21 protein-coding genes and 1 riboswitch are annotated in these 25,760 nt (G+C 68.0%); of the genes, 12 read left to right on the plus strand and 9 right to left on the minus strand.

Translation table 11 applies throughout. The annotated features are described in order from the left end of the window. Positions 1–74: 74 nt before the first annotated feature. A complete protein-coding gene (locus ACOQPQ_RS11915; protein WP_420639644.1) occupies positions 75–1,004 on the minus strand; it encodes a TIGR03621 family F420-dependent LLM class oxidoreductase in 930 nt (309 codons plus the stop codon). Positions 1,005–1,107: 103 nt separating this feature from the next. Here ACOQPQ_RS11915 and ACOQPQ_RS11920 point away from each other — a divergent pair, with 103 nt between their 5' ends. Continuing rightward, entirely contained in the window at positions 1,108–3,357 is a 2,250-nt protein-coding gene (locus ACOQPQ_RS11920) for a UvrD-helicase domain-containing protein (RefSeq protein WP_420639645.1), read from the plus strand. Here ACOQPQ_RS11920 and ACOQPQ_RS11925 read toward each other — a convergent pair. Further along, positions 3,354–3,836, minus strand: coding sequence for a hypothetical protein (locus tag ACOQPQ_RS11925; RefSeq protein ID WP_420639646.1), 483 nt, complete (start codon positions 3,834–3,836; stop codon positions 3,354–3,356). The genes ACOQPQ_RS11920 and ACOQPQ_RS11925 overlap by 4 nt on opposite strands. Positions 3,837–3,949: 113 nt before the next feature. Here ACOQPQ_RS11925 and sucC point away from each other — a divergent pair, with 113 nt between their 5' ends. The 4 genes from sucC to purH all read left to right on the plus strand — a co-directional run bounded on the left by sucC (position 3,950) and on the right by purH (position 8,200). After that, on the plus strand, positions 3,950–5,098 hold the full coding sequence (sucC, locus tag ACOQPQ_RS11930; protein ID WP_420639647.1) for an ADP-forming succinate--CoA ligase subunit beta: 1,149 nt from the start codon (positions 3,950–3,952) through the stop codon (positions 5,096–5,098). After that, the gene (gene sucD, locus ACOQPQ_RS11935; protein ID WP_420639648.1) at positions 5,095–5,979 is read left to right on the plus strand and encodes a succinate--CoA ligase subunit alpha; all 885 of its coding nucleotides are present in this window, start codon (positions 5,095–5,097) and stop codon (positions 5,977–5,979) included. Before sucC ends, sucD begins: the two co-directional genes overlap by 4 nt. Before the next feature lie 68 nt (positions 5,980–6,047). After that, positions 6,048–6,611: a phosphoribosylglycinamide formyltransferase gene (purN, locus tag ACOQPQ_RS11940; protein WP_420639649.1), complete on the plus strand. Its 564-nt coding sequence runs from the start codon at positions 6,048–6,050 to the stop codon at positions 6,609–6,611. Continuing rightward, positions 6,608–8,200, plus strand: coding sequence for a bifunctional phosphoribosylaminoimidazolecarboxamide formyltransferase/IMP cyclohydrolase (gene purH, locus ACOQPQ_RS11945; RefSeq protein ID WP_420639650.1), 1,593 nt, complete (start codon positions 6,608–6,610; stop codon positions 8,198–8,200). Before purN ends, purH begins: the two co-directional genes overlap by 4 nt. 48 nt (positions 8,201–8,248) lie before the next feature. Here the strand turns inward: purH and ACOQPQ_RS11950 are convergent, their stop codons facing one another. Next, positions 8,249–9,121, minus strand: coding sequence for a methylenetetrahydrofolate reductase (locus ACOQPQ_RS11950; protein ID WP_420639651.1), 873 nt, complete (start codon positions 9,119–9,121; stop codon positions 8,249–8,251). A gap of 133 nt (positions 9,122–9,254) precedes the next feature. On the opposite strand from ACOQPQ_RS11950, the gene icd reads away from it, so the two are divergent. The 6 genes from icd (at position 9,255) to cobO (ending at position 15,272) form a co-directional block, all read left to right on the plus strand. After that, positions 9,255–10,451: an NADP-dependent isocitrate dehydrogenase gene (gene icd / locus ACOQPQ_RS11955; protein ID WP_420639652.1), complete on the plus strand. Its 1,197-nt coding sequence runs from the start codon at positions 9,255–9,257 to the stop codon at positions 10,449–10,451. Between the two features lie 58 nt (positions 10,452–10,509). Beyond that, positions 10,510–11,496, plus strand: a complete 987-nt coding sequence (locus tag ACOQPQ_RS11960; RefSeq protein ID WP_420639653.1) for a malate dehydrogenase — start codon at positions 10,510–10,512, stop codon at positions 11,494–11,496. A 107-nt stretch (positions 11,497–11,603) separates the two neighbouring features. Beyond that, positions 11,604–11,753: riboswitch (adenosylcobalamin (AdoCbl) riboswitch) on the plus strand. 51 nt (positions 11,754–11,804) lie between these two features. Next, positions 11,805–12,782: an ABC transporter substrate-binding protein gene (locus ACOQPQ_RS11965; RefSeq protein ID WP_420639654.1), complete on the plus strand. Its 978-nt coding sequence runs from the start codon at positions 11,805–11,807 to the stop codon at positions 12,780–12,782. An 8-nt stretch (positions 12,783–12,790) separates the two neighbouring features. Beyond that, on the plus strand, positions 12,791–13,885 hold the full coding sequence (locus ACOQPQ_RS11970) for a FecCD family ABC transporter permease (RefSeq protein ID WP_420639655.1): 1,095 nt from the start codon (positions 12,791–12,793) through the stop codon (positions 13,883–13,885). Next, positions 13,882–14,700 (plus strand): ABC transporter ATP-binding protein, encoded by an 819-nt coding sequence (locus ACOQPQ_RS11975; RefSeq protein WP_420639656.1) that lies wholly within the window; start codon positions 13,882–13,884, stop codon positions 14,698–14,700. The genes ACOQPQ_RS11970 and ACOQPQ_RS11975 overlap by 4 nt, the downstream gene beginning before the upstream one ends. Beyond that, positions 14,697–15,272 carry a cob(I)yrinic acid a,c-diamide adenosyltransferase gene (cobO, locus tag ACOQPQ_RS11980; protein ID WP_420639657.1) on the plus strand — a complete coding sequence of 192 codons (576 nt, stop codon included), beginning with the start codon at positions 14,697–14,699 and terminating at the stop codon, positions 15,270–15,272. The genes ACOQPQ_RS11975 and cobO overlap by 4 nt, the downstream gene beginning before the upstream one ends. A 33-nt stretch (positions 15,273–15,305) precedes the next feature. On the opposite strand, the gene ACOQPQ_RS11985 is transcribed toward cobO, so the two are convergent. From ACOQPQ_RS11985 to ACOQPQ_RS12005, 5 genes are all read right to left on the minus strand, one after another. After that, the gene (locus tag ACOQPQ_RS11985; protein WP_420639658.1) at positions 15,306–15,677 is read right to left on the minus strand and encodes an SCP2 sterol-binding domain-containing protein; all 372 of its coding nucleotides are present in this window, start codon (positions 15,675–15,677) and stop codon (positions 15,306–15,308) included. 67 nt (positions 15,678–15,744) lie between these two features. Further along, positions 15,745–16,692, minus strand: coding sequence for a DUF368 domain-containing protein (locus tag ACOQPQ_RS11990; protein ID WP_420639659.1), 948 nt, complete (start codon positions 16,690–16,692; stop codon positions 15,745–15,747). Between the two features lie 11 nt (positions 16,693–16,703). Continuing rightward, positions 16,704–17,465, minus strand: coding sequence for a succinate dehydrogenase/fumarate reductase iron-sulfur subunit (locus tag ACOQPQ_RS11995; RefSeq protein ID WP_420640406.1), 762 nt, complete (start codon positions 17,463–17,465; stop codon positions 16,704–16,706). Positions 17,466–17,520: 55 nt separating this feature from the next. Beyond that, a complete protein-coding gene (locus ACOQPQ_RS12000; RefSeq protein WP_420639660.1) occupies positions 17,521–19,443 on the minus strand; it encodes a fumarate reductase/succinate dehydrogenase flavoprotein subunit in 1,923 nt (640 codons plus the stop codon). After that, positions 19,443–20,282 carry a succinate dehydrogenase cytochrome b subunit gene (locus ACOQPQ_RS12005; RefSeq protein ID WP_420639661.1) on the minus strand — a complete coding sequence of 280 codons (840 nt, stop codon included), beginning with the start codon at positions 20,280–20,282 and terminating at the stop codon, positions 19,443–19,445. The genes ACOQPQ_RS12000 and ACOQPQ_RS12005 overlap by 1 nt, the downstream gene beginning before the upstream one ends. Before the next feature lie 901 nt (positions 20,283–21,183). On the opposite strand from ACOQPQ_RS12005, the gene ACOQPQ_RS12010 reads away from it, so the two are divergent. Next, positions 21,184–23,553 carry a hypothetical protein gene (locus tag ACOQPQ_RS12010; RefSeq protein ID WP_420639662.1) on the plus strand — a complete coding sequence of 790 codons (2,370 nt, stop codon included), beginning with the start codon at positions 21,184–21,186 and terminating at the stop codon, positions 23,551–23,553. Positions 23,554–23,641: 88 nt separating this feature from the next. On the opposite strand, the gene ACOQPQ_RS12015 is transcribed toward ACOQPQ_RS12010, so the two are convergent. Beyond that, a complete protein-coding gene (locus tag ACOQPQ_RS12015) occupies positions 23,642–25,747 on the minus strand; it encodes a glycoside hydrolase family 2 protein (RefSeq protein ID WP_420639663.1) in 2,106 nt (701 codons plus the stop codon). Positions 25,748–25,760: the final 13 nt, after the last annotated feature.

Here is a 25,760-nt window from a genome sequence, read left to right on the forward strand (position 1 = left end):
GGGGGGTTCCACCTCAGACATAGAGTCCTCCACCCTAATGGACCTCAGGGGGGAACCGATAGGGCAATGGGTGGTCAGGCGCCGGCCAGCCGGGCCACCACCGGGGCCATTTCCTCCATGGCCTCGGCGGGCAGGCCGATGTAGCTGATGCCCAATTCCTCTCGCTGGGCGATCAGCTTGTCCACCACCACGCTCTCGGTGCCGATCAGGCTGTGCGGCGAGGCCAGCGCCTGGTCGACGTTCAGGCCCAACGCCGGGGCCAGCGCGTCGGCCAGGCCGGCGGCGTCGTCGGTGATCGAGGCCACGTGGACCCGTGTGTGCAGCTCCAGCCCGGCGAATCGCTCCCCCGCCTCCTGGCGAATCCAGTCGATCTTGGCGGCGGTGGCCGACACGGTGGCCGATGGGCCCACCCGCTCGTCGATCACCCCGGCCACCATGCTGGGGTTGATGCCCACGATGTCGGCGGTTCGGGCGGCCAGCCGCAGCACCCGTTCGGCGCCCCCGGCCACCAGCAGGGGCGGACCCCCCGGCCGCACCGGCTGCGGCAGGCCCGCCAAGCCGTCAATGGTGTAGTGCCGCCCGGAAAACGTCACCGTCTCACCGGCCAGCAGCCCCTTGATGATGGCCACCGCTTCGCCCAGCCGCTCGATCCGCCGCCCGGGCCGGTCCATGGGGATGCCGGTGAGCTCGTAGTCGCGGGTCTGCCATCCGGCCCCGATGCCCAGCTCGAAGCGGCCCTCGGACAACACATCCAAAGTGGCGGCCTCCTTGGCCACCGCCGCCGGGTGGCGAAAGTCGTTGCCCAACACCAGGGTGCCCACCCGAAGCGAGCTGGTGGCCTCCGCGGCCACGGCCAGCGCCACCAGGGGGGCTGATCCCTGCTCGAAGTGGTCGGGCACACACAAGGTGTCGTAGCCCAACCCCTCGGCCCGGCGGGCCAGCTCCCGCCAGCCCCGGGCGTCCATCGACCCGTGCGCCTGCACCCCGAATCGAAACGCCCGCATGCCGCCGCACCCTACCGGCTGCCCGAGAAGCACCGTCGGTCGCAAACGAATCCCCCAGGGGCCCGTCCCCTGACCGGTCGAACCGGTCGGTAGTGTGACCTCGATGTCGTCCGCAACGCTCACCGAGGGGCTGAACCCGGCCCAAATCGATGCGGTCACCCATCGGGGTGGCCCCATCTTGGTGGTCGCCGGGGCGGGGTCGGGCAAGACCCGAGTGCTCACCCATCGAATCGCCTACCTCATCGACCACTGCGGCGTCTCCCCGTTCGCGGTGCTGGCCATCACCTTCACCAACAAGGCCGCCCAGGAGATGAAGCACCGGGTGGGGGCCCTGGTCGGACCGGTGGCCGACAAGATGTGGGTGAGCACCTTCCACTCGGCCTGCGCCCGCATCCTGCGCTACGAGGCCGAGGCCATCGACTACCCCTCCACCTTCACCATCTACGACCAAGCCGACGCCGTGCGCCTCACCGGCTACATCTGCCGGGACTTCAACCTCGACCCCAAGCGGATGCCGCCCCGGTCGGTGCACGCGGCCATCAGCGCGGCCAAGAACGAGATGCTCGGGGTGGCCCAGTACAAGGACGCCGCCGCCAACGTCTTCGAGCGCCGCATCGGCGACATCTACGAGGAGTATCAGGCCCGCCTCCGCCGGGCCGGGGCCATGGACTTCGACGATCTGCTGGGCGCCACCGTGGAGCTGTTCCGCCAGGAGCCCGCGGTGCTGGACCGCTACCGCCGCCGTTTCGAGCACGTGCTGGTGGACGAGTACCAAGACACCAACCGGGTGCAGAACGAGCTGGTGCTGATGCTGGGCCACGAGCACCGCAACGTGTTCGTGGTGGGCGACGCCGACCAGTCGGTCTACCGCTTCCGGGGGGCCGACATCCGCAACATCAACGACTTCGAGCGAGCCTTCGAGGACGTCACCGTGGTGCTGTTGGAGCAGAACTACCGCTCCACCCAGCGCATCTTGAGCGCGGCCAACGCGGTGATCACCAACAACCTGGGTCGAAAGCCCAAGAACCTGTGGACCGAGCGATCCTCCGGGGAGCCGGTGGTGCGCTACTGCGCCGCCGACGAGTACGAGGAGGCCCGCTGGGTGGTGAGCGAGGCCTACCGGCTCCACGACGACGAGCAGCACCGCTGGGACGAGATAGCCGTCTTCTACCGCACCAACGCCCAGAGCCGGGTGGTGGAAGAGGTGCTGGTGGAAGCGGGCATTCCCTACCAGCTCATCGGTGGCACCCGGTTCTACGACCGCCGGGAGGTCAAGGACGCCCTGGCCTACCTGCGGGTGACGGTCAACCCCAGCGACACCGTGAGCCTGCGGCGGGCGTTGAACACCCCCAAGCGGGGGGTGGGCGACGGGTCGGTGGCCAAGCTGGAGTCCTGGGCCGACGCCCACGGCCTGGGCCTGATGGACGCCCTGCGGCAGGCCGCCGACGCGGGGGTGAGCGGTCGGGCGTTGGCCGGGGTCCGGAGCTTCCTGGCGGTGATCGACGGCGCCCGCGACCTGTTGGACGGGGGACCGGCGCTGGTCCTGGAGCACATCTTGGACACCAGCGGTTACGTGACCCAGCTCGAGGCCGAGGCCACCGGCGAGACCGAGGTGAGCGTGCAGGCCCAGGGGCGGTTGGAGAACCTCGACGAGCTGATCACGGTGGCCGCCGAGACCGACGACGTGGGTGACTTCCTGGAGCTGATCAGCCTGGTGTCCGACACCGACGACCTGGCCGACGACTCCATGTTGACGCTGATGACCCTGCACTCGGCCAAGGGCCTGGAGTATCCGGTGGTGTTCCTGGTGGGCATGGAGGACGGGGTGTTCCCCCACTTCCGGTCACTCACCGAGCCCGCCGAACTGGAGGAGGAGCGCCGCCTGGCCTACGTGGGCATCACCCGGGCCCAGCAGCGGCTGTACCTGACCCACGCCTGGCGGCGGCAGATCTTCGGCAACACCCAGTACAACCCGCCGTCGCGCTTTTTGGACGAGATCCCCGACGAGTTGGTCGACGACCGCAGCAACGGTCGGAACCGGTCGTCCGACCCCTACCCCCGCCGGACCGACACCCGCCGGACCACGGTCGGCGGCGACGGCCTCTTCGCCGGACGGGAACGAATGGTCGAGGCCGCCCGGATGCCCCGAACCCCGGTGGAGGCCGACCCCGACCCGGAGCGGGTGGTGGTGGGCGACGACGTGAGCCACGCCACCTTCGGCGAGGGCGTGGTGACCGACGTGAAGGGGGCGGGGGCCGACGCCGAGATCACCGTCAACTTCGCCACCGCCGGGACCAGGGTCCTGCTCGCCTCCTTCGCCCGCCTCACCAAGGTGCAACAGCAGTACCGCTAGGGGTCCTCGGGGGCGTCGTTGGCGTTGACGTCGACGATGAGGTTGCCGTTGTCGTCCACCCACACCCCGTACTGGGTCAGACCGTCGCCGGTGGCCGAATACACCAGTGTGGGGTCGCACGTGTCCACGAACAGCCGCCGCTCGGCGTCCCATTCGATCACGCAGTCTCCCTCGGATCCGGGCGACCGCACATCGAAGGCGAACCATCCCTCCTCGGGGTCGGACCCGATGTGCTGGGTCCAGATGGTGCGATTCCGGCTCAGCGACGCCCACGTCACCGGCCCTTCGTCGGCGATGGTGGCGGCCAGCACCTCGGCGTTGCCCGCGTTGAAGTCGTCGTCGCCCAGCTTCACCTCGATGCGGTCTTTGCCGGCCAGCCACACCACCGCGAAGACCAGCCCGATCCCCAAGCCGACGCTGATCACGGTGTAGGCCACAGCCCGCGCCGAGGTGATGCGGGGACCTGATGAAACGGGCACGGTGTCGGCTTCCGGTTGCTCCTGGTGGTGTGTCTAGTATCGCACCCAGCGTCGGAGGAACGATTCATCGCCCCGCCGCCGCGCCATGGTCGACTCGCTGCATTGGGGCCACAGTGGACTTATTCGAGTATCAGGGAAAGCAGTTCTTCGCGTCGTACGGCCTGCCGGTGTCCGCCGGTGAGGCGGTGACCACGGTGGACGACGCGGTGGCGGCCGCCGAGCGGTTGGGCCCGCCGGTGATGGTGAAGGCCCAGGTCCACACCGGGGGCCGGGGCAAGGCCGGAGGGGTGAAATTCGCCGCCGACATCGACGCCGTGCGCACCCACGCCGGCAACATCTTGGGGTTGGACATCCGGGGCCACGTGGTGGCCAACCTGTGGATCGAGAAGGCATCCGACATCGCCGAGGAGTACTACGCCAGCTTCACCCTCGACCGGTCGGCCAAGAAGCACCTGGGGATGCTCTCGGCCCAAGGGGGGGTGGAGATCGAGGCGGTGGCCGAGGAGGACCCGGAGGCCATCGCCAAGATCTGGGTCGACCCGGTGGACGGGCTCACCGAGTCCGAGTGCCGCCGATGGGTGCTGGCCGCCAACCTCAACCCCGAGGTCACCGACCAGGCGGTGGAGCTGCTGTGTACCCTGTACCGGGCCTACACCGAAGGCGACGCCGACCTGGTGGAGATCAACCCGCTGATCGTCACCCCCGACGGCCGGGTGCATGTGCTGGACGCCAAGGTGACCCTCGACGGCAACGCCGGCTTCCGCCACGACCTGGCCCCTTACGACGCCACCCAGCCCCGCGACGAGCGGGAGGCCGCCGCCCACGCCAAGGGCCTGCAGTACGTGGGCCTGGAGGGCACCGTGGGGGTGATCGCCAACGGGGCCGGATTGGCCATGAGCACGGTGGACGTGGTGAACCAAGTGGGGGGCAGCCCGGCCAACTTCCTGGACATCGGCGGCGGGGCCAACGCCGACGTGATGGCCGGGGCGCTGGAGGTCATCAACAACGACCCCGCCGTGAAGTCCATCTTCATCAACATCTTCGGGGGCATCACCCGGGGCGAGGAGGTGGCCAACGGCATCATCGAGGCCCGCCAACGAGTGGACATCGGCTCGCCCATGGTCATCCGCCTCGACGGCACCAACGCCGACGAGGGCCGGGCCCTGTTGGAACCCCACCTGAGCGACCGGCTGATGATGGCCGCCACCATGCTGGACGCGGCCCGAACGGCGGTCGCCCTCGCCGAAGGGACGGGATCGTGAGCATCTTCATCGACGAGAACACCAAGGTGGTCTACCAGGGGCTCACCGGCAGCCAGGGCCGCTACTACGGCCTGTTGAACCGGGATTACGGCACCCAGGTGGTGGCGGGCACCAACCCGAAGAAGGCGGGGACCGACGTGGACGGCGTGCCCATTTTCGCCACGGTGGCCGACGCGGTGGACGCCACCGGCGCCAACGTCTCGTGCGTGTTCATCCCCGCCGCCGGGGTGCGCAAAGCCGTGCTGGAGGCCGCCGAGGGCGGGGTGGAGCTGATCGTGGTGATCACCGAGGGCGTGCCCATGCACGACGAGGCCTACTTCTTCAACAAGCTCAAGAACGAGTACCCGGGCGTGCGGCTGTTGGGCCCCAACTGCCCCGGCCTCATCAGCCCCGGCAAGGCCAACATCGGCATCACCGCGGGCCACATCGCCAAAGAGGGCGGCCCGGTGGGCATCGTCAGCCGCTCCGGCACCCTCACCTACCAGGCGCTCTACGAGCTGAAGCAAAAGGACATCGGCTGCACCACCTGCGTGGGCATCGGGGGCGACCCGGTGCCTGGCACCTCGTTCATCGACTGCCTGGCCGCCTTCGAGGACGACCCGGAGACCGCCGCGGTGATGATGATCGGCGAGATCGGGGGCTCGGCCGAGGAGGAAGCCGCCGAGTTCATCGCCTCCCACATGTCCAAGCCGGTGGTGGCCTACATCGCCGGGCTCACCGCCCCGCCGGGCAAGAAGATGGGCCACGCGGGCGCCATCGTGTCGGGGGGCAAGGGCACCGCCCAGGCCAAGATGGAGGCCTTGGCCGCCGCCGGCGCCCGCATCGGCCAGAGCCCCAGCGAGGCCGGCGACCTCATGGCCGAGGTGGTGGCCGGCCTCTGATCCGCACCGTCGCCCGCCGGGCTCCGAGGTGCCACCCGCCGAGCGGTGGGGCTGATACGTTTCCGGCAATGCGACTGGCGGTGCTGGCGTCGGGCAGCGGCACGATCCTCAACGCCATGGCCCAGGCCCGACTGCCCCTCTCGTTGGTGGTGGTGGATCGTCCGTGCGGCGCCCAGGAAGTGGCCGCCGGCCACGGGCTGGACTGCGAACTGGTCGAGCGCACCAGCTTCGGCCCCGACTTCGACCGCACCGACTACACCCGACGCCTCACCCGTCGCCTGACGGAGGCGGGCGTGGACGTGGTGGCCATGGCCGGTTTCGGCACCGTGCTGGAGCAGCCGATCCACGACGTCTTCGGGGGCCGAATCCTGAACACCCACCCGTCGCTGCTGCCCGCTTTTCCCGGCTGGCACGCGGTGGCCGACGCTTTGGCCTACGGGGTCAAGGTCACCGGCTGCACCGTCCACGTGGCCACCCTGGAGGTGGACGCCGGGCCCATCCTGGCCCAGGAGGCGGTGACGGTGCGCCCCGACGACACGGAGGACTCGCTCCACGAGCGCATCAAGGCGGTGGAGCGCACCCTGTACGTGGAGACCCTGCAGGAGATCGTCGACCGGGGACACGTGGCATGAGCGACCGCACGAGCCTCGGGGGCTCCACCGGCAACCGCAGGGCGCTGGTGTCGGTGTCCGACAAGACCGGGGTGGTGGCGTTGGCCGAGCGATTGGTGGCCCTGGGGTGGGAGATCGTCTCCAGCGGGGGTACGGCCGCCACCCTGGCCGCCGCCGGTGTGCCCGTCACCCCGGTGGAGCAGGTGACCGGCGCACCCGAGATGCTGGGCGGGCGGGTCAAGACCATTCACCCCCTGATCCACGGCGCCCTCCTGGCCGACCTGTCCAACCCCGATCACCTGAGCGACGTGGCCGACCGGGGCATCGTCCCCATCGATCTGGTGGTGGCCAACCTGTATCCGTTTCGCTCCGATCCCTCGGTGGAGCTCATCGACATCGGCGGCCCGGCCATGGTGCGGGCCGCGGCCAAGAACCACCAGCGGGTGGGAGTGGTGGTGCGCCCCGACGACTACGAGGGCGTGCTGGACGAACTGGAAGCCGACGGCAGGCTGTCGGAGGCCACCCGGCGGCGGTTGGCCCGGACGGCCTTCGCCCACACCCGCGACTACGACGCCGCCATCGTCGACTGGCTCGACGCCGCCGAGGCTGCGGCCGCCGGTCGGCCCGGCGAACCCGAAGCCGCCGAGTCGCCGGACGGCGCACCCCCCGCACTCCCGCCCACCCTGTCGCTCACCCTGGAGCGCCAGGAGGTGCTGCGCTACGGCGAGAACCCCCACCAGGCCGGGGCCCGCTACCGCATCGGCGGGCAACCCACCTGGTGGGACCAGGCCCACCAGCTCCAGGGCAAGGCCATGTCGTACCTCAACGTGTTCGACGCCGACGCCGCCTGGCGGCTGGTGTGGTCGCTCGGCGATCAGCCCGCGGCGGTGGTGGTCAAGCACGCCAATCCCTGCGGCGTGGCCGTCGCCCCCGACATCGCCGAGGCCTACCGCCGGGCCCACCGCTGCGACCCGGTGTCGGCCTTCGGGGGGATCGTGGCCCTCAACCGACCGGTCACCACCGCGGTGGCCGAGGCCCTGGCCGACGTGTTCACCGAGGTGCTCATCGCCCCCGACTACCACCTCGACGCCACCGCTCTGCTGAGCGCCAAGAAGAACCTGCGGGTGCTCCGGGCCCCACCGCCGGAGGCCGACGAGGTGGCCATCCGCACCCTGGGCAACGCCGCATTGGTGCAGACCGCCGACCCGGTGGCCGTGGACCGCTCCTCGTGGCGGGTGGTGACAAGGCGCACCCCCACCGACGGTCAATGGGACGACCTGGAGCTGGCCTGGCGGGTGGCCGCCCGGGTCAGCTCCAACTGCATCGTTCTGGTCAAGGACCTCCAGGCGGTGGGCATCGGCGCCGGTCAGCAGAACCGTCGCGACGCCGGCCGACTGGCCGCCGAGAAGGCCGCCGGACGGGCCGAGGGCGGGGCCTGTGCCAGCGACGCCTTCTTCCCGTTCCGCGACGGCCTGGACGCCGCCGCCGAGGCCGGGTGCGCGGCGGTGATCCAGCCCGGTGGCTCGGTGCGCGACCAAGAGGTGATCGACGCCGCCGACGAACACCACCTGGCCATGGTGTTCACCGGCCAACGCCACTTCCGCCACTGATCCATCGCCGGGGGCGGTGGCGCGGGCCTCGGCCCGGCCCCGGTCCCCTCAGAGGTCGAGCAGCTCGGCGATTCGGATCGACGCCTCGGATCGGTTGAGGGTGTAGAGGTGGATGCCGGGGGCGCCCGCGGCCAGCAGGTCTCGGGCCAACTCGGCGGCCGCGTCGGCTGCGGCGGCCACCCGGTCGTCGCCCGCCAAGGCATCCAGCCGGTCGAACAGGGCCTCGGGCACGGTTGTGCCGTTCATGGCGGCGTAGCGGCGCACGCTGCGGGGCCAGATCACCGGCATCACCCCCGGGATCACCGGCTGGTGGCACCCCAGGTCGGCCAGCTCGTTGCCCAGACGGGTGTAGTCCTCGGCATCGAAGAAGAACTGGGTGACGGCGAAATCGGCGGCCCCCAACTTGGCGGCCAGGTGCCGCCGGTCGGAGGCCCGGTCGGCGGAACGGGGGTGTACCTCGGGGTGGGCGGCCACCCCCACGCTGAAGCCCGCCGGGTGATCCCGCACCACCTGCACCAGTTCGGCGGCGTAACGGAAGTCGCCGCTGATGGCCGAACCGTCGGGCGGATCGCCGGCCAGGGCCAAGATGTTGCCCACCCCCAGGGCGGCGTAGTCGTCCAGCAGGGCGGCGATGTCCGAACGGGTGTGGCCCACACAGGTCACATGGGCCATCACCGGCACCGGCCGCCCGCCGCAGATCTCGGCCACGATGCTGCGGGTCCGGTCGTGCCCGTCGCCCCCCACCCCGCATGTCACCGACACGAACGACGGGGCCAGTACCCCCAGTTCATCCAGCGTCTGCTGCAGACGCCGGTCGGCATCATCGTCGGCGGGAGGGAAGAACTCGAACGACAGTGTGGGCGTCCCTCGGGGCCGGGCACCCGGCCGGTGGGCACCGAGAAGGTCGACAATGCGGGCCATCGACCCCCAGCGTAGGAATCCCACCCCCGCCAACTGCCCTCATTTGGTCCGGCCCACCCGCTCGTCCCCCAACTTGTGGGTCAGAAGGCTTGGCTTCGTCGGGGGCAAAAGGCCGTCGGTATGCTCGCCCGACATGGGCGACAAAATCACCATCGGCGCGGACGGAAATCTCAACGTCTCCGACAATCCCGTCATCCCCTTCATCGAGGGCGACGGAACCGGCGTGGACATCTGGCCGGCGGCCAAGACGGTGCTGGACGCCGCCGCCGCCAAGCACGGGCGCACCATCGAATGGATCGAGGTGCTGGCCGGGGAGAAGGCCTTCAACGAGACCGGCGACTGGCTGCCGCAGGACACCATCGAGAAGTTCACCGAGTATCTCATCGGCATCAAGGGCCCGCTGACCACCCCGGTGGGGGGCGGTTTCCGCAGCCTCAACGTGTCCATCCGCCAGATCATGGACCTGTACGTGTGCCTGCGCCCGGTCCGCTGGTTCACCAACGTGCCCTCCCCGGTGAAGAACCCCGAACTGGTGGACATGGTGATCTTCCGGGAGAACACCGAGGACATCTACGCCGGGCTCGAAGTGGAGGCCATGACCCCCGAGGCGGCCAAACTGCGTGAGCTGCTGCACGACGCCATGGGCTGGAACATCGCCGAGGACGCCGGTATCGGCGTCAAGCCGGTGTCCAAGACGGGCTCGCAACGCCTGCAGCGGGCCGCGCTGAACTACGCCGTCAAGCGGGGCCGCAAGGGGGTCCACTGGGTCCACAAGGGGAACATCATGAAGTTCACCGAGGGGGCGTTCCGCCAATGGGGCTACGAGCTGGTCCGGGAGGAGTTCTCCGACGTGGCCGTGGGCTGGGACGACTGCGGGGGTGACGCCGGCGACAAGATCCTGGTGCAGGACGCCATCGCCGACATCGCCCTCCAACAGGTGCTCACCCGACCGGCCGAGTTCGACGTGATCGCCACCATGAACCTCAACGGCGACTACCTCTCCGACGCCTTGGCTGCCCAGGTCGGGGGGATCGGCATCGCGCCGGGGGCCAACATCAACTACGTGACCGGCCACGGGGTGTTCGAGGCCACCCACGGCACCGCCCCCAAGTACGCCGGGCAGGACAAGGTGAACCCGTCGTCGGTGCTGTTGTCGGGCGTGCTGATGTTCGAGCACCTGGGCTGGGACGAGGCCGCCAACGACATCATCAACGCGGTGGAGGCCACCATCGGCGACAAGGTCGTCACCTATGACTTCGCCCGCCTCATGGACGGGGCCACCGAGGTCAAGTGCTCGGAATTCGCCTCGGCCATCGTGGACCGGCTCTGATCGCCGATCCCCACCCGTTTCCTCCGTCGACCTCAGCTTCCCCAAAGGAGATCAGCCGGTGAGCGAGCCCAAACGAGTGGCGGTGACCGGTGCGGCCGGCCAGATCGGCTACAGCCTGTTGTTCCGTATTGCCAGCGGGCAGATGCTCGGCCCCGACCAGCCGGTGGTGCTCCAGTTGCTGGAGATTCCCCCGGCCATGGACGCCCTGGCCGGGGTGGTCATGGAGCTGGACGACTGCGCCTTCCCGTTGCTGGCCGGCACCGTGGCCACCGACAACGCCAACCAGGCCTTCGACGGGGTGGACTACGCCCTGCTGGTGGGGTCGCGGCCCCGGGGCCCGGGCATGGAACGCCGGGACCTGCTGGAGGCCAACGGCGCCATCTTCACCGCCCAGGGCCGGGCGCTGGCCGCCGGGGCGGGCGACGACGTGCGGGTGCTGGTGGTGGGCAACCCGGCCAACACCAACTGCCTCATCGCCATGAACAACGCCGACGGCATACCCGCTGAGCGGTTCACTGCCATGACCCGCCTCGACCACAACCGGGCGGTGGCGCAGCTCGCCGCCAAGCTGGGGACCCCGGTGGGCGACGTGTGCCGCATGACCATCTGGGGCAACCACTCGGCCACCCAGTATCCCGACCTGTTCAATTGCCGGGTGGGCGACCGCTCGGCCGCCGAGGCGGTGGGCGATGAGGCGTGGATCGCCGATGCCTTCATTCCCGCGGTCCAACAGCGGGGGGCGGCCATCATCGAGGCCCGGGGGCTGTCCAGCGCAGCCTCGGCGGCCAACGCGGCCATCGACCACGTGTACGACTGGGTCCACGGCACGTCGCCGGGCGACTGGGTGAGCATGGCGGTGCCCTCCGACGGGGCCTACGGCGTGCCCGAGGGGCTGATCTCGTCGTTCCCCTGCACCTCCGACGCGGGCCGGTGGTCCATTGTCGAGGGGTTGGCGCTGAACGAGTTCTCCCGCTCCCGCCTGGACGCCACGGTGGCGGAGCTGGAGGAAGAACGCACCACGGTGGCCGAGCTGGGTCTGATCTGACGGATCGGGACGGGCCGTTTGCTCCTTGGCCGCGTCGGCCGATGCACCCCACAGCCTGATCTGACGGGCTAGGGCGTCGGGGGGCTGGCCGGGCCGGTCTCCGCCGCCTATCATCGGCCCCGGCGCGAAGGCGAAGTCCGGTTGGAATCCGGCACTGCCCCGCAACGGTGAACCGGCATCAACCCCGATGGCCGGTGAGTCCGGTCGAGCTTTGCGCCGAAACGAGCCACAAGCCCCGAGGGTAGGGTTGGCTCGAGGGCAGGTTCCTGCCGGTCGAGCTTCCGTTCCTCGATCGACAGGAGGCGATGATGCCCCCCTTCCGAAGCCGATACGTCGCCGCCGTCCTGTTGGCGCTCTCCCTGGTCTGGGCGGGTTGCGGCAACGACGACGACACCGCCGAGCCTGCCGGCGTTGAGGAAACGGCCACGGCCGAGCCCGCCGGTGCCAACCAGACGGCCCCGTCCGACGCCGCCGAGCCCGATTCGTCGCCCGCTCCCGTGCCGACCGCTGTGCCCGACCGCCCGCAGCGGATCGTGTCGCTGTCGCCCATGGCCACCGAGATCCTGTTCGCCATCGGCGCGGGCGATCAGGTGGTGGCCGTGGACGAGTTCTCCAACTACCCCCCGGAGGCCCCCCTCACCGATTTGTCCGGTTGGGATCCCAACGTGGAGGCCGTGCTGTCCTACGAGCCCGACCTGGTGGTGATGGTCAACGACGCCAACGACCTGAAGGCCGGGTTGGCCGCGGTGGATGTGCCGGTGATGCTCAGCCCGGCCCCGGCGGAGTTCGCCAGCGGGTACGCCGCCATCATCGACCTGGGCTACGCCGTCGGCCGCCTGGACGAGGCCCTGGAACTGGTCAGGCAACTGGAGACGGAGATCGGCGCCGCTCTGGCCGCCGCCCCCGAGGCGCCGGTGCGGGTGTACCACGAGTTGGACGACCAGTATTACTCGGTCAGCTCCGGCGGCTTCATCGGCGCGGTCTACGCAGCCTTGGGGGCGATCAACATTGCCGACGAGGCCGACGCCGACGGTTTCGGCTACCCCCAGCTCACCGAGGAGTACATCGTGGCCGCCGACCCGGAGTTGATCGTGATCACCGATCTGGTGGGCTACACCGCCGCCGACGTGGCCGCCCGGCCCGGCTGGGGTGATGTGGCCGCCGTGCGCAACGGCAACATCGTGATGGTCAACGCCGACACCGCATCCCGCTGGGGACCGCGGTTGCCCCGGTTCATCGGCGAGGTGGCCGACGCTCTGCAGGCCGTGGCCGAGCCGGATTCCTAGCCGCGGCCATGGCCGACACCACGCTCCCCGCCACCGTCCTCCCGGAGGACGCCGCCCATCGGGCGGTACGGCAGGCCTACGGGCTGTCGGTGCCGGCCACGGTGGTGGGGGTGGCCGTGTTGGTGGGGGTCGGGCTGTTCAGCGCCACCAGCGGGGCCGCCGGGCTTCCGGTGGGAGGCGTGCTCGTCGCCCTGGTCGACTGGGTACCCCTGCTCGGCCTGGAGTCGTCGCTGTCGGCCACCCAGCACGACATCCTCTTCCAGATTCGCCTTCCCCGCCTCGCCCTCGGCCTGCTGGTGGGCGGCTCGCTCGGGTTGGCGGGCGCCACCTACCAGGGGGTGTTCCGCAACCCCCTGGCCGACCCCTACCTGCTGGGCGTGTCGGCGGGCGCGGGGTTCGGGGCGGTGCTGGCCCTGGGCTTCGGCCTCGACCTGGGTTGGGGACCGTTCGACACCGTGCCCGCCGCGGCCTTCGTGGGAGCGCTGGTGGCGGTGATGGCGTCGATGGCCATCGCCCGGGGTGGGGCGGCATCCCCCGCCACCCTCTTGCTCGGCGGGGTGGCCATGGCCGCCTTGTTCTCGGCGGCCCAGACCTACGCCATCCAGCAGCTCGACGAGACACGGGCCCGGGAAGTGCTCTCGTGGCTGTTCGGCCAGCTCAACACCAGCGGCTGGACGCAGGTTTGGCTCCTGCTTCCCTACACCGCGGTGTGCGGCCTGGTGCTCGTCGTGCACCGGCGCCACCTCGACGTCCTGCGGGTGGGTGACGACGAGGCTCGGGCCTTGGGTCTCGACCCGGTGCGTTCCCGGCTGGTGGTGATCGTGGCCGCCTCGTTGTTGACGGCGGCGGCGGTGTCGGTCAGCGGGTTGATCGCCTTCGTGGGGCTGGTGGTGCCCCACATCGTCCGCTTGCTGATCGGACACAGCTACCGGGTGATCGTGCCGCTGTCGGCGTTGGTGGGCGGGGCCTTCCTGGCCCTGGTGGACGTGGGGGCCCGCACCCTGGTGGCCCCCTCGGAGTTGCCGGTGGGGGTCATCACCGCGTTCGTGGGCGCCCCCTTCTTCGCCCTGGTGCTGTGGCGGGACCGCTGGAACACCCCGTGAGCGCGCTCGGTGCGTCGGTGGGCGGGGCGCTGGGCGTGGCCCTCGGTTGCCGGGACGTGCGGGTGTCGTTCCGGGGTCACGAGGTGGTGTGCGGGGTGGACCTGGAGGTGGGGGCCGGGGAGTGGCTGGGCATCATCGGCCCCAACGGGGCGGGCAAGTCCACCCTGTTGCGCTCCATCACCGGGCTGGTCGACCACCGGGGTTCGGTGGCGTTGGGCGACGGGCGGGTACCCGGCCCGGTGGATGTGGCCCTGGTGCCCCAGGCGCCGGTGCTGCCCGCGGGCATGACGGTGGCCGAGTACGTGCTGTTGGGCCGCACCGCCCACCTGGGTTGGTTGGCGCGGGAGTCGCGGGCCGACCGCCAGGTGGTGGCCTCGGTGCTGCGTCGACTGGACCTCTCGGTGCTCGCCGAGCGACGGGTGTCCACCCTGTCGGGGGGCGAAGCCCAGCAGGTGGTGGTGGCCCGGGCGCTGGCCCAGCAGTGTCCGGTGCTGTTGCTGGACGAGCCCACCAGCTCCCTCGATGTGGGCCATCAGGTGTCGGTGCTGGAGTTGGTGGACGACCTGCGCCGCACCGAAGGGCTGAGCGTGCTGGCCGCCATGCACGACCTGAGCGCGGCGGGCCGCTTCGCCGATCGCCTCCTGCTCATCGACCATGGCCGCATCGTGGCCGAGGGCACCCCAACCGAGGTAATGCGGTCGGAGTTGTTGTCCAGGGTCTACGGCACCCAATTGACGGTTCAATCCATCAACGGCGAACTGGTCGTCCTCCCCGCCCCCCGCCACCCAACCCCAGCCCGAGAGGAGCACCCATGACCACTGAGAACAGTCCGCAGGAGGAGCGTCCCTATGACCTGTCGGCCATGAAGCGGGCGCCGTCTTTGGTGTTGGTCAACACCGGGGACGGCAAGGGGAAGTCCACCGCGGCGTTCGGCACGGTGTTGCGGGCGGTGGCGCAGGGTTGGCCGGTGGCGGTGGTGCAGTTCCTGAAGAGTGGGGACTGGAACACCGGAGAAGAAAAGGTGTGCCGAGAACTGGGCGTGCAGTGGTTCTCGGCGGGCGACGGGTTCACCTGGGACTCCGATGACCTGGACGAGTCCCAGGCCATGGCGGTGGCCGCGTGGGAGTTCTCGGCCGACCTCATCGCCGGGGGCGAGTACCGGCTGGTGGTGCTGGACGAGATCAGCTACGCCATGACGTGGGACTGGATCGACGCTGCTGAAGTGGCCGCTGTGTTGGTGTCGCGGCCCGAGCAGGTGAGCGTGATCCTGACCGGGCGGGACATGGCCGACGAGGTGATCGAAGTGGCCGACACCGTCACCGAGATGGTCAAGGTCAAGCACGCCTTCGACCGCCAGATCTTGGCCAAGAAGGGCCTCGACTACTGACGGGCGCGGCGGGTTGAGCGGGTCGGGTGCCGGTCAGCCCCAGGTGGTGCGGGCCCGCACCTCGGCGAACACGTCGCCCGCTCGGGCCATGATCTGGTGATGGGCCAGCAGGGCCATGGGGTCACCCTGGATCTCGGTCTCCCCGTTCAACACGGCCTCCTCGGCCGACAGTTCTCCTCGGGCGATGGCGGTGGCGGTGGCCCGGCTCTGGTGGAACACCACCGACGGATCGGCGGCGGGCCCGGGTCGAACCCCGGCGCCGTCGTGGTCGAACACCAAGTGGTACACCACCTCACCCACCCGCTGCTCCACCGTGAACCGTTCCCCCTCGGGGGTACGAAGACCGGACGACCGAAGAGCGGCGTCGGCCTCGGTGATCCACTCCGGGCTCAAGTACACCGCCACGAGGCCCACGGTACCGAGCGCCGAGGTCCGCTGCGTCACCGTGACCCGCCAGGTACCACTCGGCCGATCAGCCCTCCGCATCCCCCGGCGACACCGCTGCCGGCCGGGCCCGGTCCCGCCCGAGCCAGGACAAGCCCGCCACCACCCCGGCGGCGGCCACGGCCAGCACGGCGGGCAGCCACAGGTCACCGGCCGGCGCCCAGCCCAGGCCGGTGCCGTCCACGGTCTCGTCGGCGTGGCGGCTGATGATGCCCACCCCGGCGGGCCACGGCCACAACACCCGCAGCGACCCCAGCAACAGCCCGCACATCACCGCCAGGGTGGGGTCGGGCCAACGCTGCAGAATCCGCCCGATCAAGCTCGAGAACACCGCCAGGCCCACCACCGCCCCGGCCGCCACGGCGGCCATGTCGGCCCACACCCGGTCGGTCACCGCCCCGATGACCGCGGGATACACGCCCAGCATCAACAGGATGAACGCCCCGGAGATGCCCGGCAACAGCAGGGCGGCCACCGCCACCGCCCCCGACCCGAACAGCACCACCACCGAGGGATCGCTCACCGGCCCCGACCCCAATCCCAACAACCAGAAGAACAGCCCGCCCACCGCCACCGCCGCCACGGCCAGCCCGATGTCGGGGCGGGCCACCAGCCGCCAGGCCACCCCCACCGAAGCGGCCACCAGGCCGAAGAACACCCCGGCCATGGCCTCGGGGGCGTCGGCCAACAGCCGGTCGATCACCGACGACAGGGCGGCCACGGCCACACCGATGCCCACGGCCAGGGGCAAGGCGAATCCCCAGTCCAACCCCCGCAGCCCGCGCCCGGCGTCACCCCCGCGGCCCCGAACCACCGCCACCAGCACCCCGGCGGCGGCCCGCACCGTGTCGATCAGCCGGGTGTAGATCCCCAGCAACAGCGCCACCGTGCCCCCCGACACGCCGGGCACCACGTCGGCGGCCCCCATGAGCAGCCCCCGCCCCACCCCCAGGGCGGTGTTCTTGATGGCGACCATGGCCGATGCCACTACCGTTGGCCGGCCAGTTTCCGATTCTTGACCTTTGACTTGATGTAGTCGCGGTTGGTCCAGGCGATGAAGTCGATGGGGATCTCCTTGGGGCAGGCTTCCTCGCACTCCCCGTGGTTGGTACACGAGCCGAAGAAGGCCTCCATGGTCTCCACCATGGCCTCGGTGCGGGTCCAGCGCTCGGCTTGGCCCTGGGGCAACAGGTTCAGGTGCTGCACCTTGGCCGCGGTGAACAGTTGGGCCGCGCTGTTGGGGCAGGCGGCCACGCAGGCCCCGCAGCCGATGCAGGCGGCGGCGTCGAAGGCGGTGTCGGCGGTTTCCTTGGGCACCGGGGTGAGGTTGGCGTCGGGGGCGGCGCCGGTGTTCACCGAGATGTAGCCGCCCGCGGCCACGATGGCGTCCATGGCCCGGCGGTCCACGGCCAGATCCCGCAGTACCGGGAACGACGCCGCCCGGAACGGTTCGATCACGATGCGGTCGCCGTCGTTGAAACTGCGCATGTGGAGCTGGCAGGTGGCGGTGGCCTTCTGGGGGCCGTGGGCCTGGCCGTTGATCATGAGCCCGCAGGTGCCGCAGATGCCCTCTCGGCAGTCGGACTCGAACACGATGGGCTCCTCGCCCTGCTCGATGAGCCGCTCGTTGACGATGTCCAGCATCTCCAGGAACGAGGCGTCGGTGCTGATGCCGTCGGCCTGGTAGGTGGCGAAGCGGCCCTCGGCGTCGGGGCCGGCCTGGCGCCACACCACCAGCGTCAGGTTGATCTCGGAACTCACGTCGAGGCCTTCGGGGTCGGGGTCGACACGACCGCAGCAGGTGTCACTTGTAGCTCCTCTGGGTCAGCTCCACGTTGTCGAACTCCAGTTCCTCCTGGTGGCGGGTCTGCGGGGTGGCCGGCCCGTTCCACTCCCAGGCGGCCACGTGGGCGAACCGCTCGTCGTCGCGCTGGGCCTCACCGTCGGGGGTCTGGTGCTCCTCGCGGAAGTGGCCTCCGCAGGACTCCTCCCGGGCCAGGGCGTCGCGGGCCATGAGTTCGGCCAACTCGAACAGGTCGGCCACCCGCCCGGCCTTCTCCAGGGACTGGTTCAAGGTGTCGGCCGAGCCCAGCACCCGAACGTTGGCGTGATACTCCTCCCGCAGGGAGCCGATCTCCGACAACGCCTTCTCCAGGCCGGCCTGGTCGCGGGCCATGCCGATGTGGTCCCACACCAGCTTGCCCAGCTCCCGGTGGTAGTGGTCCACCGAGCGGGTGCCCCGGATCGACAGCCACCGGGCCACCTCGTCGGCCACCTTGCGCTCGGCGTCGGCGAACACCGGTTCGGAGGGGTCCAGGGCCGGGTCGCCCAGGTAGTCGGACAGGTAGTTGCCGATGGTGTAGGGCAAGATGAAGTACCCGTCGGCCAGGCCCTGCATGAGCGCCGAGGCCCCCAGGCGGTTGGCGCCGTGGTCGCTGAAGTTGGCCTCGCCCAGTACGAACAGGCCGGGCACGTTGCTCATCAGCTCATAGTCCACCCACAGGCCGCCCATGGTGTAATGGGTGGCGGGGTAGATGCGCATGGGGGTGCGGTAGGGGTTCTCGCCGGTGATGCGCTCGTACATGTCGAACAGGTTGCCGTACTTGGCCCGGATCGACGCCTCGCCGTCGCGGGCGATGGCGTCGGAGAAGTCGAGGTAGACGCCGTTGCGGCGCGACCCCACCCCCCGGCCCTCGTCCACCACCGACTTGGCGTTGCGGGAGGCCACGTCGCGGGGCACCAGGTTGCCGAACGCCGGGTACTTGCGCTCCAGGAAGTAGTCCCGGTCGGCGTCGGGGATGTCGTGGGGGTCCCGCCCGTCGTCATGCGCCGAGGGCACCCAGATGCGCCCGTCGTTGCGCAGCGACTCCGACATCAGCGTGAGCTTCGACTGGAAGTCGTCGCTGGCCGGGATGCAGGTGGGGTGGATCTGGGTGTAGCACGGGTTGGCGAACAGCGCCCCCTGCCGGTGGGCCCGCCACGCCGCGGTCACGTTGCACATCTTGGCGTTGGTCGACAGGAAGTACACGTTGCCGTAGCCGCCGGTGGCCAGCACCACGGCGTGGGCCGAGTGGGCCTCGATCTCGCCGCTGATGAGGTCGCGGGTGATCACGCCCACGGCCCGCCCGTCGTGCATCACCAACTCCAGCATCTCCGAGCGGGTGTGCAGCTCCACGCTGCCCGCGGCCACCTGGCGCATGAGGGCCGAGTAGGCGCCCAGCAGCAACTGCTGGCCGGTCTGGCCCCGGGCGTAGAAGGTGCGCGACACCTGGGCCCCGCCGAACGACCGGTTGTCGAGCAGCCCCCCGTACTCCCGGGCGAAGGGCACCCCCTGGGCGGTGGCCTGGTCGATGATGTCCACCGACACCTCGGCCAGCCGGTACACGTTGGCCTCCCGGGCCCGGTAGTCGCCCCCCTTGATGGTGTCGTAGAACAGCCTGTACACGCTGTCGCCGTCGTTCTGGTAGTTCTTGGCCGCGTTGATGCCGCCCTGGGCGGCGATGCTGTGGGCCCGCCGGGGGGAGTCGTGGTAGGTGAGCACCTTCACCCGGTAGCCCAGCTCGCCCAGCGAGGCGGCCGCCGACGCCCCGGCCAGCCCCGAGCCCACCACGATGATGTCGAAGCGGCGCTTGTTGTTGGGGCTCACCAGGCGCATGGAGAACTTGTGGTCGGTCCACTTGTCCTGCAGCGGGCCGGACGGGATGCGGGCGTCGAGCGATCCGAGCATCAGCGTGCCTTCCCTCCGGGTCGCCCCCGCGAATGCCCGGCGTCCTCACCGGCGGCACCCTCGTCGTGCTGCAGTTCCTCCACGATCGAACGCCCACCGTCGTCGATCACCCCGGCCTGCACGAAGATGGGGAAGCTCAGGTTGCCCACCAGGATGATCCCGGCCAACCCCCCGGCCAGGTAGCGGCGCAGATGGTTGTAGCGGGGGCTGTTGATGCCCAGGCTCTGGAACATGCTCCAGGTGCCGTGGAAGATGTGGACGGCCAGGGCGGTGTTGGCCACGATGTACAGGATGGCCACGGGGACGCTGCTCAGGCTCTCCGACACGTTGTGGTAGGGGTCGCCCCGCACGAAGTCGGGGTTGAACCACCCCCAGGTGAGGTCGGCCAGGTGGTAGAAGAGGTAGAGGCCGATGATGGGGCCGGTCCACCGCATGGTGCGAGAGGCGAAGTTGGCGGCCACGTAGTGGCGTCCGCCGGGGTAGCGCTCGTCGGCGGCCAGGCTCATGCGGCTGAGGGAGTAAGCCGAGTGGATGTGCAGGCCGAAGGCGATGATCAACCCGATGCGCAGGGCCCACAACAGCCAGGTGCGTGGGATGATCTTGGTGCCCAGATCGCGGAGAGTCTCGGCGTATTCGTGGATTTCCAGCGGCCCCTCGTAGAGGTGGAGGTTGCCGATCATGTGGACCACGATGAAGCCCAGAAGCGCCACCCCGGTCAGCCCCATCACCCACTTCTTGCCTACCGCCGTCTGGTAGATGCCCAGAGGCCACGGGAGCTTCACCCGGGGTGCCGTCCGCACCGGCGGGGGCGTGCTCACTCTGGTCATGGTCTCGGCCATCAATCGCCTCCGCTCCCGGGCACCGGCAGCCCGTGAGCTTTGGCGCCGAACGTACCGGCGCCGGTTCCCCCGCGACCAGCCGAAGCCCCCAACCCGCCCACGAATCGGCCGGAGTAGCCCATACGACCACTTAGCGGGCTCATCGCGCCGTTACCCACTGTCGAATAGTCCATACGACGCGATATCCTCGCCCCGTGGGACGATTCGTGGATGCCCAAGGGTGGATGGCCACACCCACCGGGTACGGACGCAGATCGTACCGCGCCTTTGTGCCCCACCCCTTAGAGGGTTGGGAACCGAGCCTGGATGCTGGGGCCGTGGGCGCGGTCACCGCCGCCGACCGGGCACTCGGCTAAAGACCGTCGATGCCGGTACTCGACGCCGCGCTGGTGGCGCAGCGCCTCGGCGTCACCGAGAGGGTGGCCCGCACCGCTCTCAAGTCATTGGCTGCCGTAGGCATCGTGGAACCAGTGGGCGGCCGGCGGAACCGCCGCTACGTCGTCCCCGAAATGGTCGGCGTGCTGCGTCGGGCCACCCCGGAGGGGGGACTCCCCCGACCGGACCATTACGACCAAAGCCCGAGGCCGGACAAGATGCCCGCGACAGAGCCACTGCCCCCCGAACCGCCGGCCTGCAACCACCGAGGCCCCCGAGCCAACCGCCCCTGCCACCTCCCCCCTGGCCACAAGGGCCAACACCGCTACCCCCCGACACCCTGACTGTTCCAGTCCTTCCCGCCCGGCATTCTTGACTTGGGGGTGGGGTTGGTGGTTACGTGTCGTGGTGCGGCGGAGTTTGCGATTGGAGCAGACCTTTAGCCATTGGCACAGAATTGTGGGCCTGAGCACAAGGTGAAGGGCAATGCAGTCCTCCTTGTGAGACGAGATATCAGCAAGAGATCATGAAGCTCAATACCTGGTGGATGATGGTTCTTGTGGTTCTGGCGGTTACTGGCTGTGCAGGACAGGATGCCACACAAGTTAAGCCGGATAGCGAGAACCCTCTTTCAGTCGCGAGCAGCATCGTTGAGGTAGAAGTGGTGTCTCAGGCAGAGAACCTGCCTGATGGTACGGCACGTTCCAACAACGAATATAAGTCAGATCCAAGCCTGACTACCAATGCTGAACCATCTGTGAGTGCCATCAGCCTTTCGATGGTGCCAGAGAATGATGCTAGCAGTGACATTGTTGAACAGGTAAGTGAAGAAGGCCTGACAGAATCACTCAACGAACCAGGTCAAGTAGAGGACACTGAGGGAACCATTGACAACGGAGTGGGTTCGAGTAGTGACACTGTAGATTCCCCCCCTGAGCAAAATGAGCCTAGACCATTCCAGATTTTGGCTCAAGGGGTTAGGGACTGTGTAGTCAGGGGATTGGTGCGCAATACTTCAGATACCCATGGAGTCCACAATTTGGAAGTAGTAGCGGCATCACAAGATAGCTTTGGGCGATTAGTATCTTCAACCTATAGGTGGCCCTTGACCCTGCTGCCAGGAGAAGAAGTCCCATTTGAAATGTCCCCCTGGTATGGAACCCTCGACGCAAATGAGATTCACTTTTCTGTTCGTGGGCTCTTAACGGAAGCACACAGCTCGACTCGACCCTTTGCCATGAGTTACCCAAGGGTAGAACCCCCAGACATGTTGGCATATGGTATTGAGCTGATGAACAATTCATCGTTTTGGCACAGCTACTATTACCTTCTCTCATTGTTTCCAGTGGAATTGCCGGCGTTACTAGACTATTTCCCGGAAGGGACGTTACCTGAAGAAGATATTGCCTCTAATTTGTTCCTCTTTAGATCTGGGAACATCCAAGTACTTGAAGAAGAGATCTGGCCAGCTTACGAAGTTGACGGACGAGACCGTGGGTTCTCTGATCTTGTGGTGTATCAAGCAATTGTGGAGGGTAGGGAGTATCCGTTGGCAACTCAAAGCCTCAATAGTAGGGTAGTAGAAGTACGTGAGTTGAGCCCCTTCTATTGGAGTACAGAAGAACAGGAATTTCTACCACTTGAGACCTCATCAGAAGGTGAACATAGACTGGAGGAAATGGATATCAGATTTGTGGAGACTATCCCCCTAGTCCCTCTTGGGCTAGAATATGAGGAATATCATGAGGGGAAACGAGATGGAGTAAATGATAGATTCCCCTATTTCTCTCGCTTGTGGGTGGGTCAGGCGGGTAATGACCTTAAAGTAGTGGGAACTGAAAGAGTTGTTTCCCAGTACATACCTCCCACTGAGTTAGATGCTGAGTGGGAATGGAGTCTGGATCGAAAGACATATCGCTATCGTCCAAGTTGTGGTAATATCGGCCCATTGTATCACGATAATACCGTCGATTCTTGGCAACACTATAACCAGAACTATGGATTTCCTCAATACCCCATGGGCTATGTGAAGGGCTCTGGTCGACCCCTGGATACAAGCGATGGTAGAAGAGATGAAGTGTTACAGGTGGTGGAAGGGAGCATTACGATTCGTGAAGGGGTGATACGTGGGCTTGTATTGAATGTATCGAAGGATCAGTATGCTAGAGATGTAAGGGTTCTAGCTTCAACCTCTGACACACCTCAAGTCGCGTGGTGGTGGCCGTTGACAGTGCAACCAGGAGAGCATGTTCCATTTGAGATTGAAGACTGGAAGGGCACAAATGATCTTAGCCAAATTGACTTTGATGTCGATTCTACTCTAAGTCAAGACGTGGATATTAGTCGTGCTTTCAAGGATTGGTATTTCACTGGAGGACTGTCTATCGGTGGAGGAGCAGGGAAGATTCGCGGAGACGCGCTAGACTATAGAGACTACATGGATACGATAGGATGGAACAGAGTTGTGGCCCCGGAGACTTTGCAAGCATATTATCCAGAGTGGTTGTTGCCAAATGACTTAGGAGATGGCAAGCCCTATCAGTTTTCAGACGTGTACTTTACCTTGGCACCCACTTCTTCTCATATGCGGTTGAATGATGATATAGAGAGTCAAGATATAGAGAATGCCAGTGCATTCATTGCCTACTACGATGACAGTATTCGTGTTCGAGATGTATTGGAATTGCAGCCCTTCACAGAAATTGCAATTGGTAGTTCTGGGGGCAATCAAATGATTGCTGTTTCAAGCCTTCCTACATTAGACAATGTGAGCCCAAGGTCCTTCAGGGTACTGATATGGCGGCCTGCCCATGAGGTGGATGGTGAGTATAGAAGCCTGGATGAATTCCAGGACTATGACCTTTGGGTGGGAGGCTCAAACTTACCTGAGGAGTGATAGTGTTCGTCCTGAGGGGTCTGCACTCCGACAGATTAAGCGGGTGGGTGATAGGGCATTGCCATCGGCCCGTCGGAGGGGCTCCTGATCAACTCGTGATGAGGGTGTCGTAGCGGTTGGTGGGGTGGGCGGGGCCGGTGAGGCGTAGGTGGAGGGTGGCGTGGCCGGAGGAGTCGGGTGCTCGCCAGGTGATGGTGCCGATGCGGGTGCAGTCGTCGGCGCCGGCGGTGCCCTCCCAGGTCCAGGTGTGGTTTCCGTCGGGCCATTGCAGGGTGGCGTCGGCTCGCAGGCCCACCAGGGGGTGGCGGTGGTCGTTCACCACGTACACCCCGATCTCCAGTTCCTCGCCCGCGGTCAATGCCTCGGGGAGGCGGTCGGCCACCACGATCACCGGTTGGCAGGCTTTGGCCAGGGCTTCGTAGGCCGGTTTGGTCCGGCCTTGCCAGTCCACCAACGCGGTGGACACCGCCGGGTGGGAATCGGCGAAGAAATGGTGGCAGAACCCACCCACCGGCCGGTACTTGAGCTTGCGCAACGTCTCGACGTGTCGCTGCACCACCATGGCCTGGTAGGCCCAGGCCGCCTCCTGCCACTCGGCCACGGTGACGTGGTCACGCGGGGGCACGTAGCGGTTCATGGCCGACGCATCCAGGCCGTGGTCCTCGGCCAACCGGGCCCAGTCCACGTCGGGCCAGGACTCCTGGTCGAGCAGCGGGAGATCCCGGGCCGGGGACTGGGCGCCGAACTGCGACACGAACCGCACGGCCCGAGGCCACCGGGCGGCCAGCGGTTCCAAATCCCGCTCGCGACCCTGCTTCCATCCCAACCACAGGTGGGTATCGGTACCGTCGAGACGGGGGAAGTGGGGCAAAACCCCGGAATAGGCCACCACCGGTCGGCTGGGGTCACGGCGCTCGATCTCCCGTTTGACGGTGCGATCCAGCACCGAGAGGTTCCAACTGGGACGCTGATGAGCAGCCAGGCGTCGAGCCAGGCTGGGGAAGCTCTCAGCCCGCCGCTCGGCGCTGTCACCCAACGGGTCCACATGGCCGCACCACAGGATCACGCTGGGGTGGGCACCCACCGCCCCCACGGCGGCCCGGGCGCAGTCGCTGACCGCGCTGCGGCTGCGGTGGGGAAAGGGCCCGAGCAGGGGTAGGTCCTGCCAGATCATCATGCCCGCCTCGTCGGCGGCCTCGTACAGCGCAGGCGGGGCCACGTGGCCGTACGCCCGGATGAGGTTCAGCCCGGCCTCCTTGGCCAACGCCACCTCCCGGCGAACCTCGGCCCCGTCCACCTCGGCCCACCACGGCGAGGCGGGCCCGAACGTCGACCCCTGCAGGAACAGCCGCTCGCCGTTGACGGAGAACTGCCACCGGTCGGACTGCACGGTGCGCAACCCGGTGCGCACCCGTCGCCGGTGGCTCAGCCCCCCTTGGGTGGTGCCCGCCTCGACGGTCACGTCGTAGAGGGGCTGGTCCCCGAGTTGATGGGGCCACCAGCGGCGGGGCTGGGGCACGGTCACCCGCCACTCCACCTGGTTCAGGCCGGAGGCCAGCACGTGATCGGCCGTGTGCTCCACCTCGCCCACCGTGGTGTGTAGCCGCACCAGACCGGCCCGGTCCGCCATCAGATCGGCCTGCAGGGCCACCACCGCCCGCCGCTCCGACGCCCCCAGGGTGGCCACCCGCAGATCCAGGATGCGGACCTCCCCGGTGCTCTCCACGGTCACCGGCGCCCACAAACCCCCGGGGTTGCCCGGGGGCAACAGCTCGGGGGCCAGGCCCAGCGACCCCAACATGTGGCTGCCGGAAATGTCCGACGAGCGGGCCGGGCACGACACCTCCACGGCCAACACATGTTCCCGCCGTCCGGCCATGGCCTCGGTGACGTCGAACTGGTGGGCCATGAAGTAGCCCTCGGCGTCGCCCAGGTAGGCGCCGTTCAACCAGACGTCGGCCTGGTACAACAGCCCCTCGAACACCAGCCACCGCCGCTCTCCGGCCGCCGGGGGTTGCTGGTCGAACCAATGCCGGTAGCGCACGGCGCCGGCCTGGGCCAGCTCCGGCACCCGGCCCCAATGACCGGGCACGTCCACCGTGAGCCACTGGCGGTCGTCGAAATCGGCGTCGGCGAACCCCACCGACAATCCGCCCTCCACCGGTGCCGCCGTCCAGGCCCCGCTCAGCTCCACGTCGACCCCACTG

Source organism: Candidatus Poriferisocius sp. (genome assembly GCF_965219775.1).
In the GTDB taxonomy this organism is placed as follows: domain Bacteria; phylum Actinomycetota; class Acidimicrobiia; order Acidimicrobiales; family Bin134; genus Poriferisocius.

What these genes read in the sequence shown, in the direction of transcription:
- ACOQPQ_RS11915 (WP_420639644.1), bottom strand. Translation starts at nt 1,004, where the DNA reads ATGCGGGCGTTTCGATTCGGGGTGCAGGCGCACGGGTCGATGGACGCC.
- ACOQPQ_RS11920 (WP_420639645.1), top strand. Translation starts at nt 1,108, where the DNA reads ATGTCGTCCGCAACGCTCACCGAGGGGCTGAACCCGGCCCAAATCGAT.
- purN (WP_420639649.1), top strand. Translation starts at nt 6,048, where the DNA reads ATGCGACTGGCGGTGCTGGCGTCGGGCAGCGGCACGATCCTCAACGCC.
- purH (WP_420639650.1), top strand. Translation starts at nt 6,608, where the DNA reads ATGAGCGACCGCACGAGCCTCGGGGGCTCCACCGGCAACCGCAGGGCG.
- ACOQPQ_RS11950 (WP_420639651.1), bottom strand. Translation starts at nt 9,121, where the DNA reads ATGGCCCGCATTGTCGACCTTCTCGGTGCCCACCGGCCGGGTGCCCGG.
- icd (WP_420639652.1), top strand. Translation starts at nt 9,255, where the DNA reads ATGGGCGACAAAATCACCATCGGCGCGGACGGAAATCTCAACGTCTCC.
- ACOQPQ_RS11965 (WP_420639654.1), top strand. Translation starts at nt 11,805, where the DNA reads ATGCCCCCCTTCCGAAGCCGATACGTCGCCGCCGTCCTGTTGGCGCTC.
- ACOQPQ_RS11970 (WP_420639655.1), top strand. Translation starts at nt 12,791, where the DNA reads ATGGCCGACACCACGCTCCCCGCCACCGTCCTCCCGGAGGACGCCGCC.
- cobO (WP_420639657.1), top strand. Translation starts at nt 14,697, where the DNA reads ATGACCACTGAGAACAGTCCGCAGGAGGAGCGTCCCTATGACCTGTCG.
- ACOQPQ_RS11990 (WP_420639659.1), bottom strand. Translation starts at nt 16,692, where the DNA reads ATGGTCGCCATCAAGAACACCGCCCTGGGGGTGGGGCGGGGGCTGCTC.
- ACOQPQ_RS12000 (WP_420639660.1), bottom strand. Translation starts at nt 19,443, where the DNA reads ATGCTCGGATCGCTCGACGCCCGCATCCCGTCCGGCCCGCTGCAGGAC.
- ACOQPQ_RS12005 (WP_420639661.1), bottom strand. Translation starts at nt 20,282, where the DNA reads ATGGCCGAGACCATGACCAGAGTGAGCACGCCCCCGCCGGTGCGGACG.
- ACOQPQ_RS12010 (WP_420639662.1), top strand. Translation starts at nt 21,184, where the DNA reads ATGAAGCTCAATACCTGGTGGATGATGGTTCTTGTGGTTCTGGCGGTT.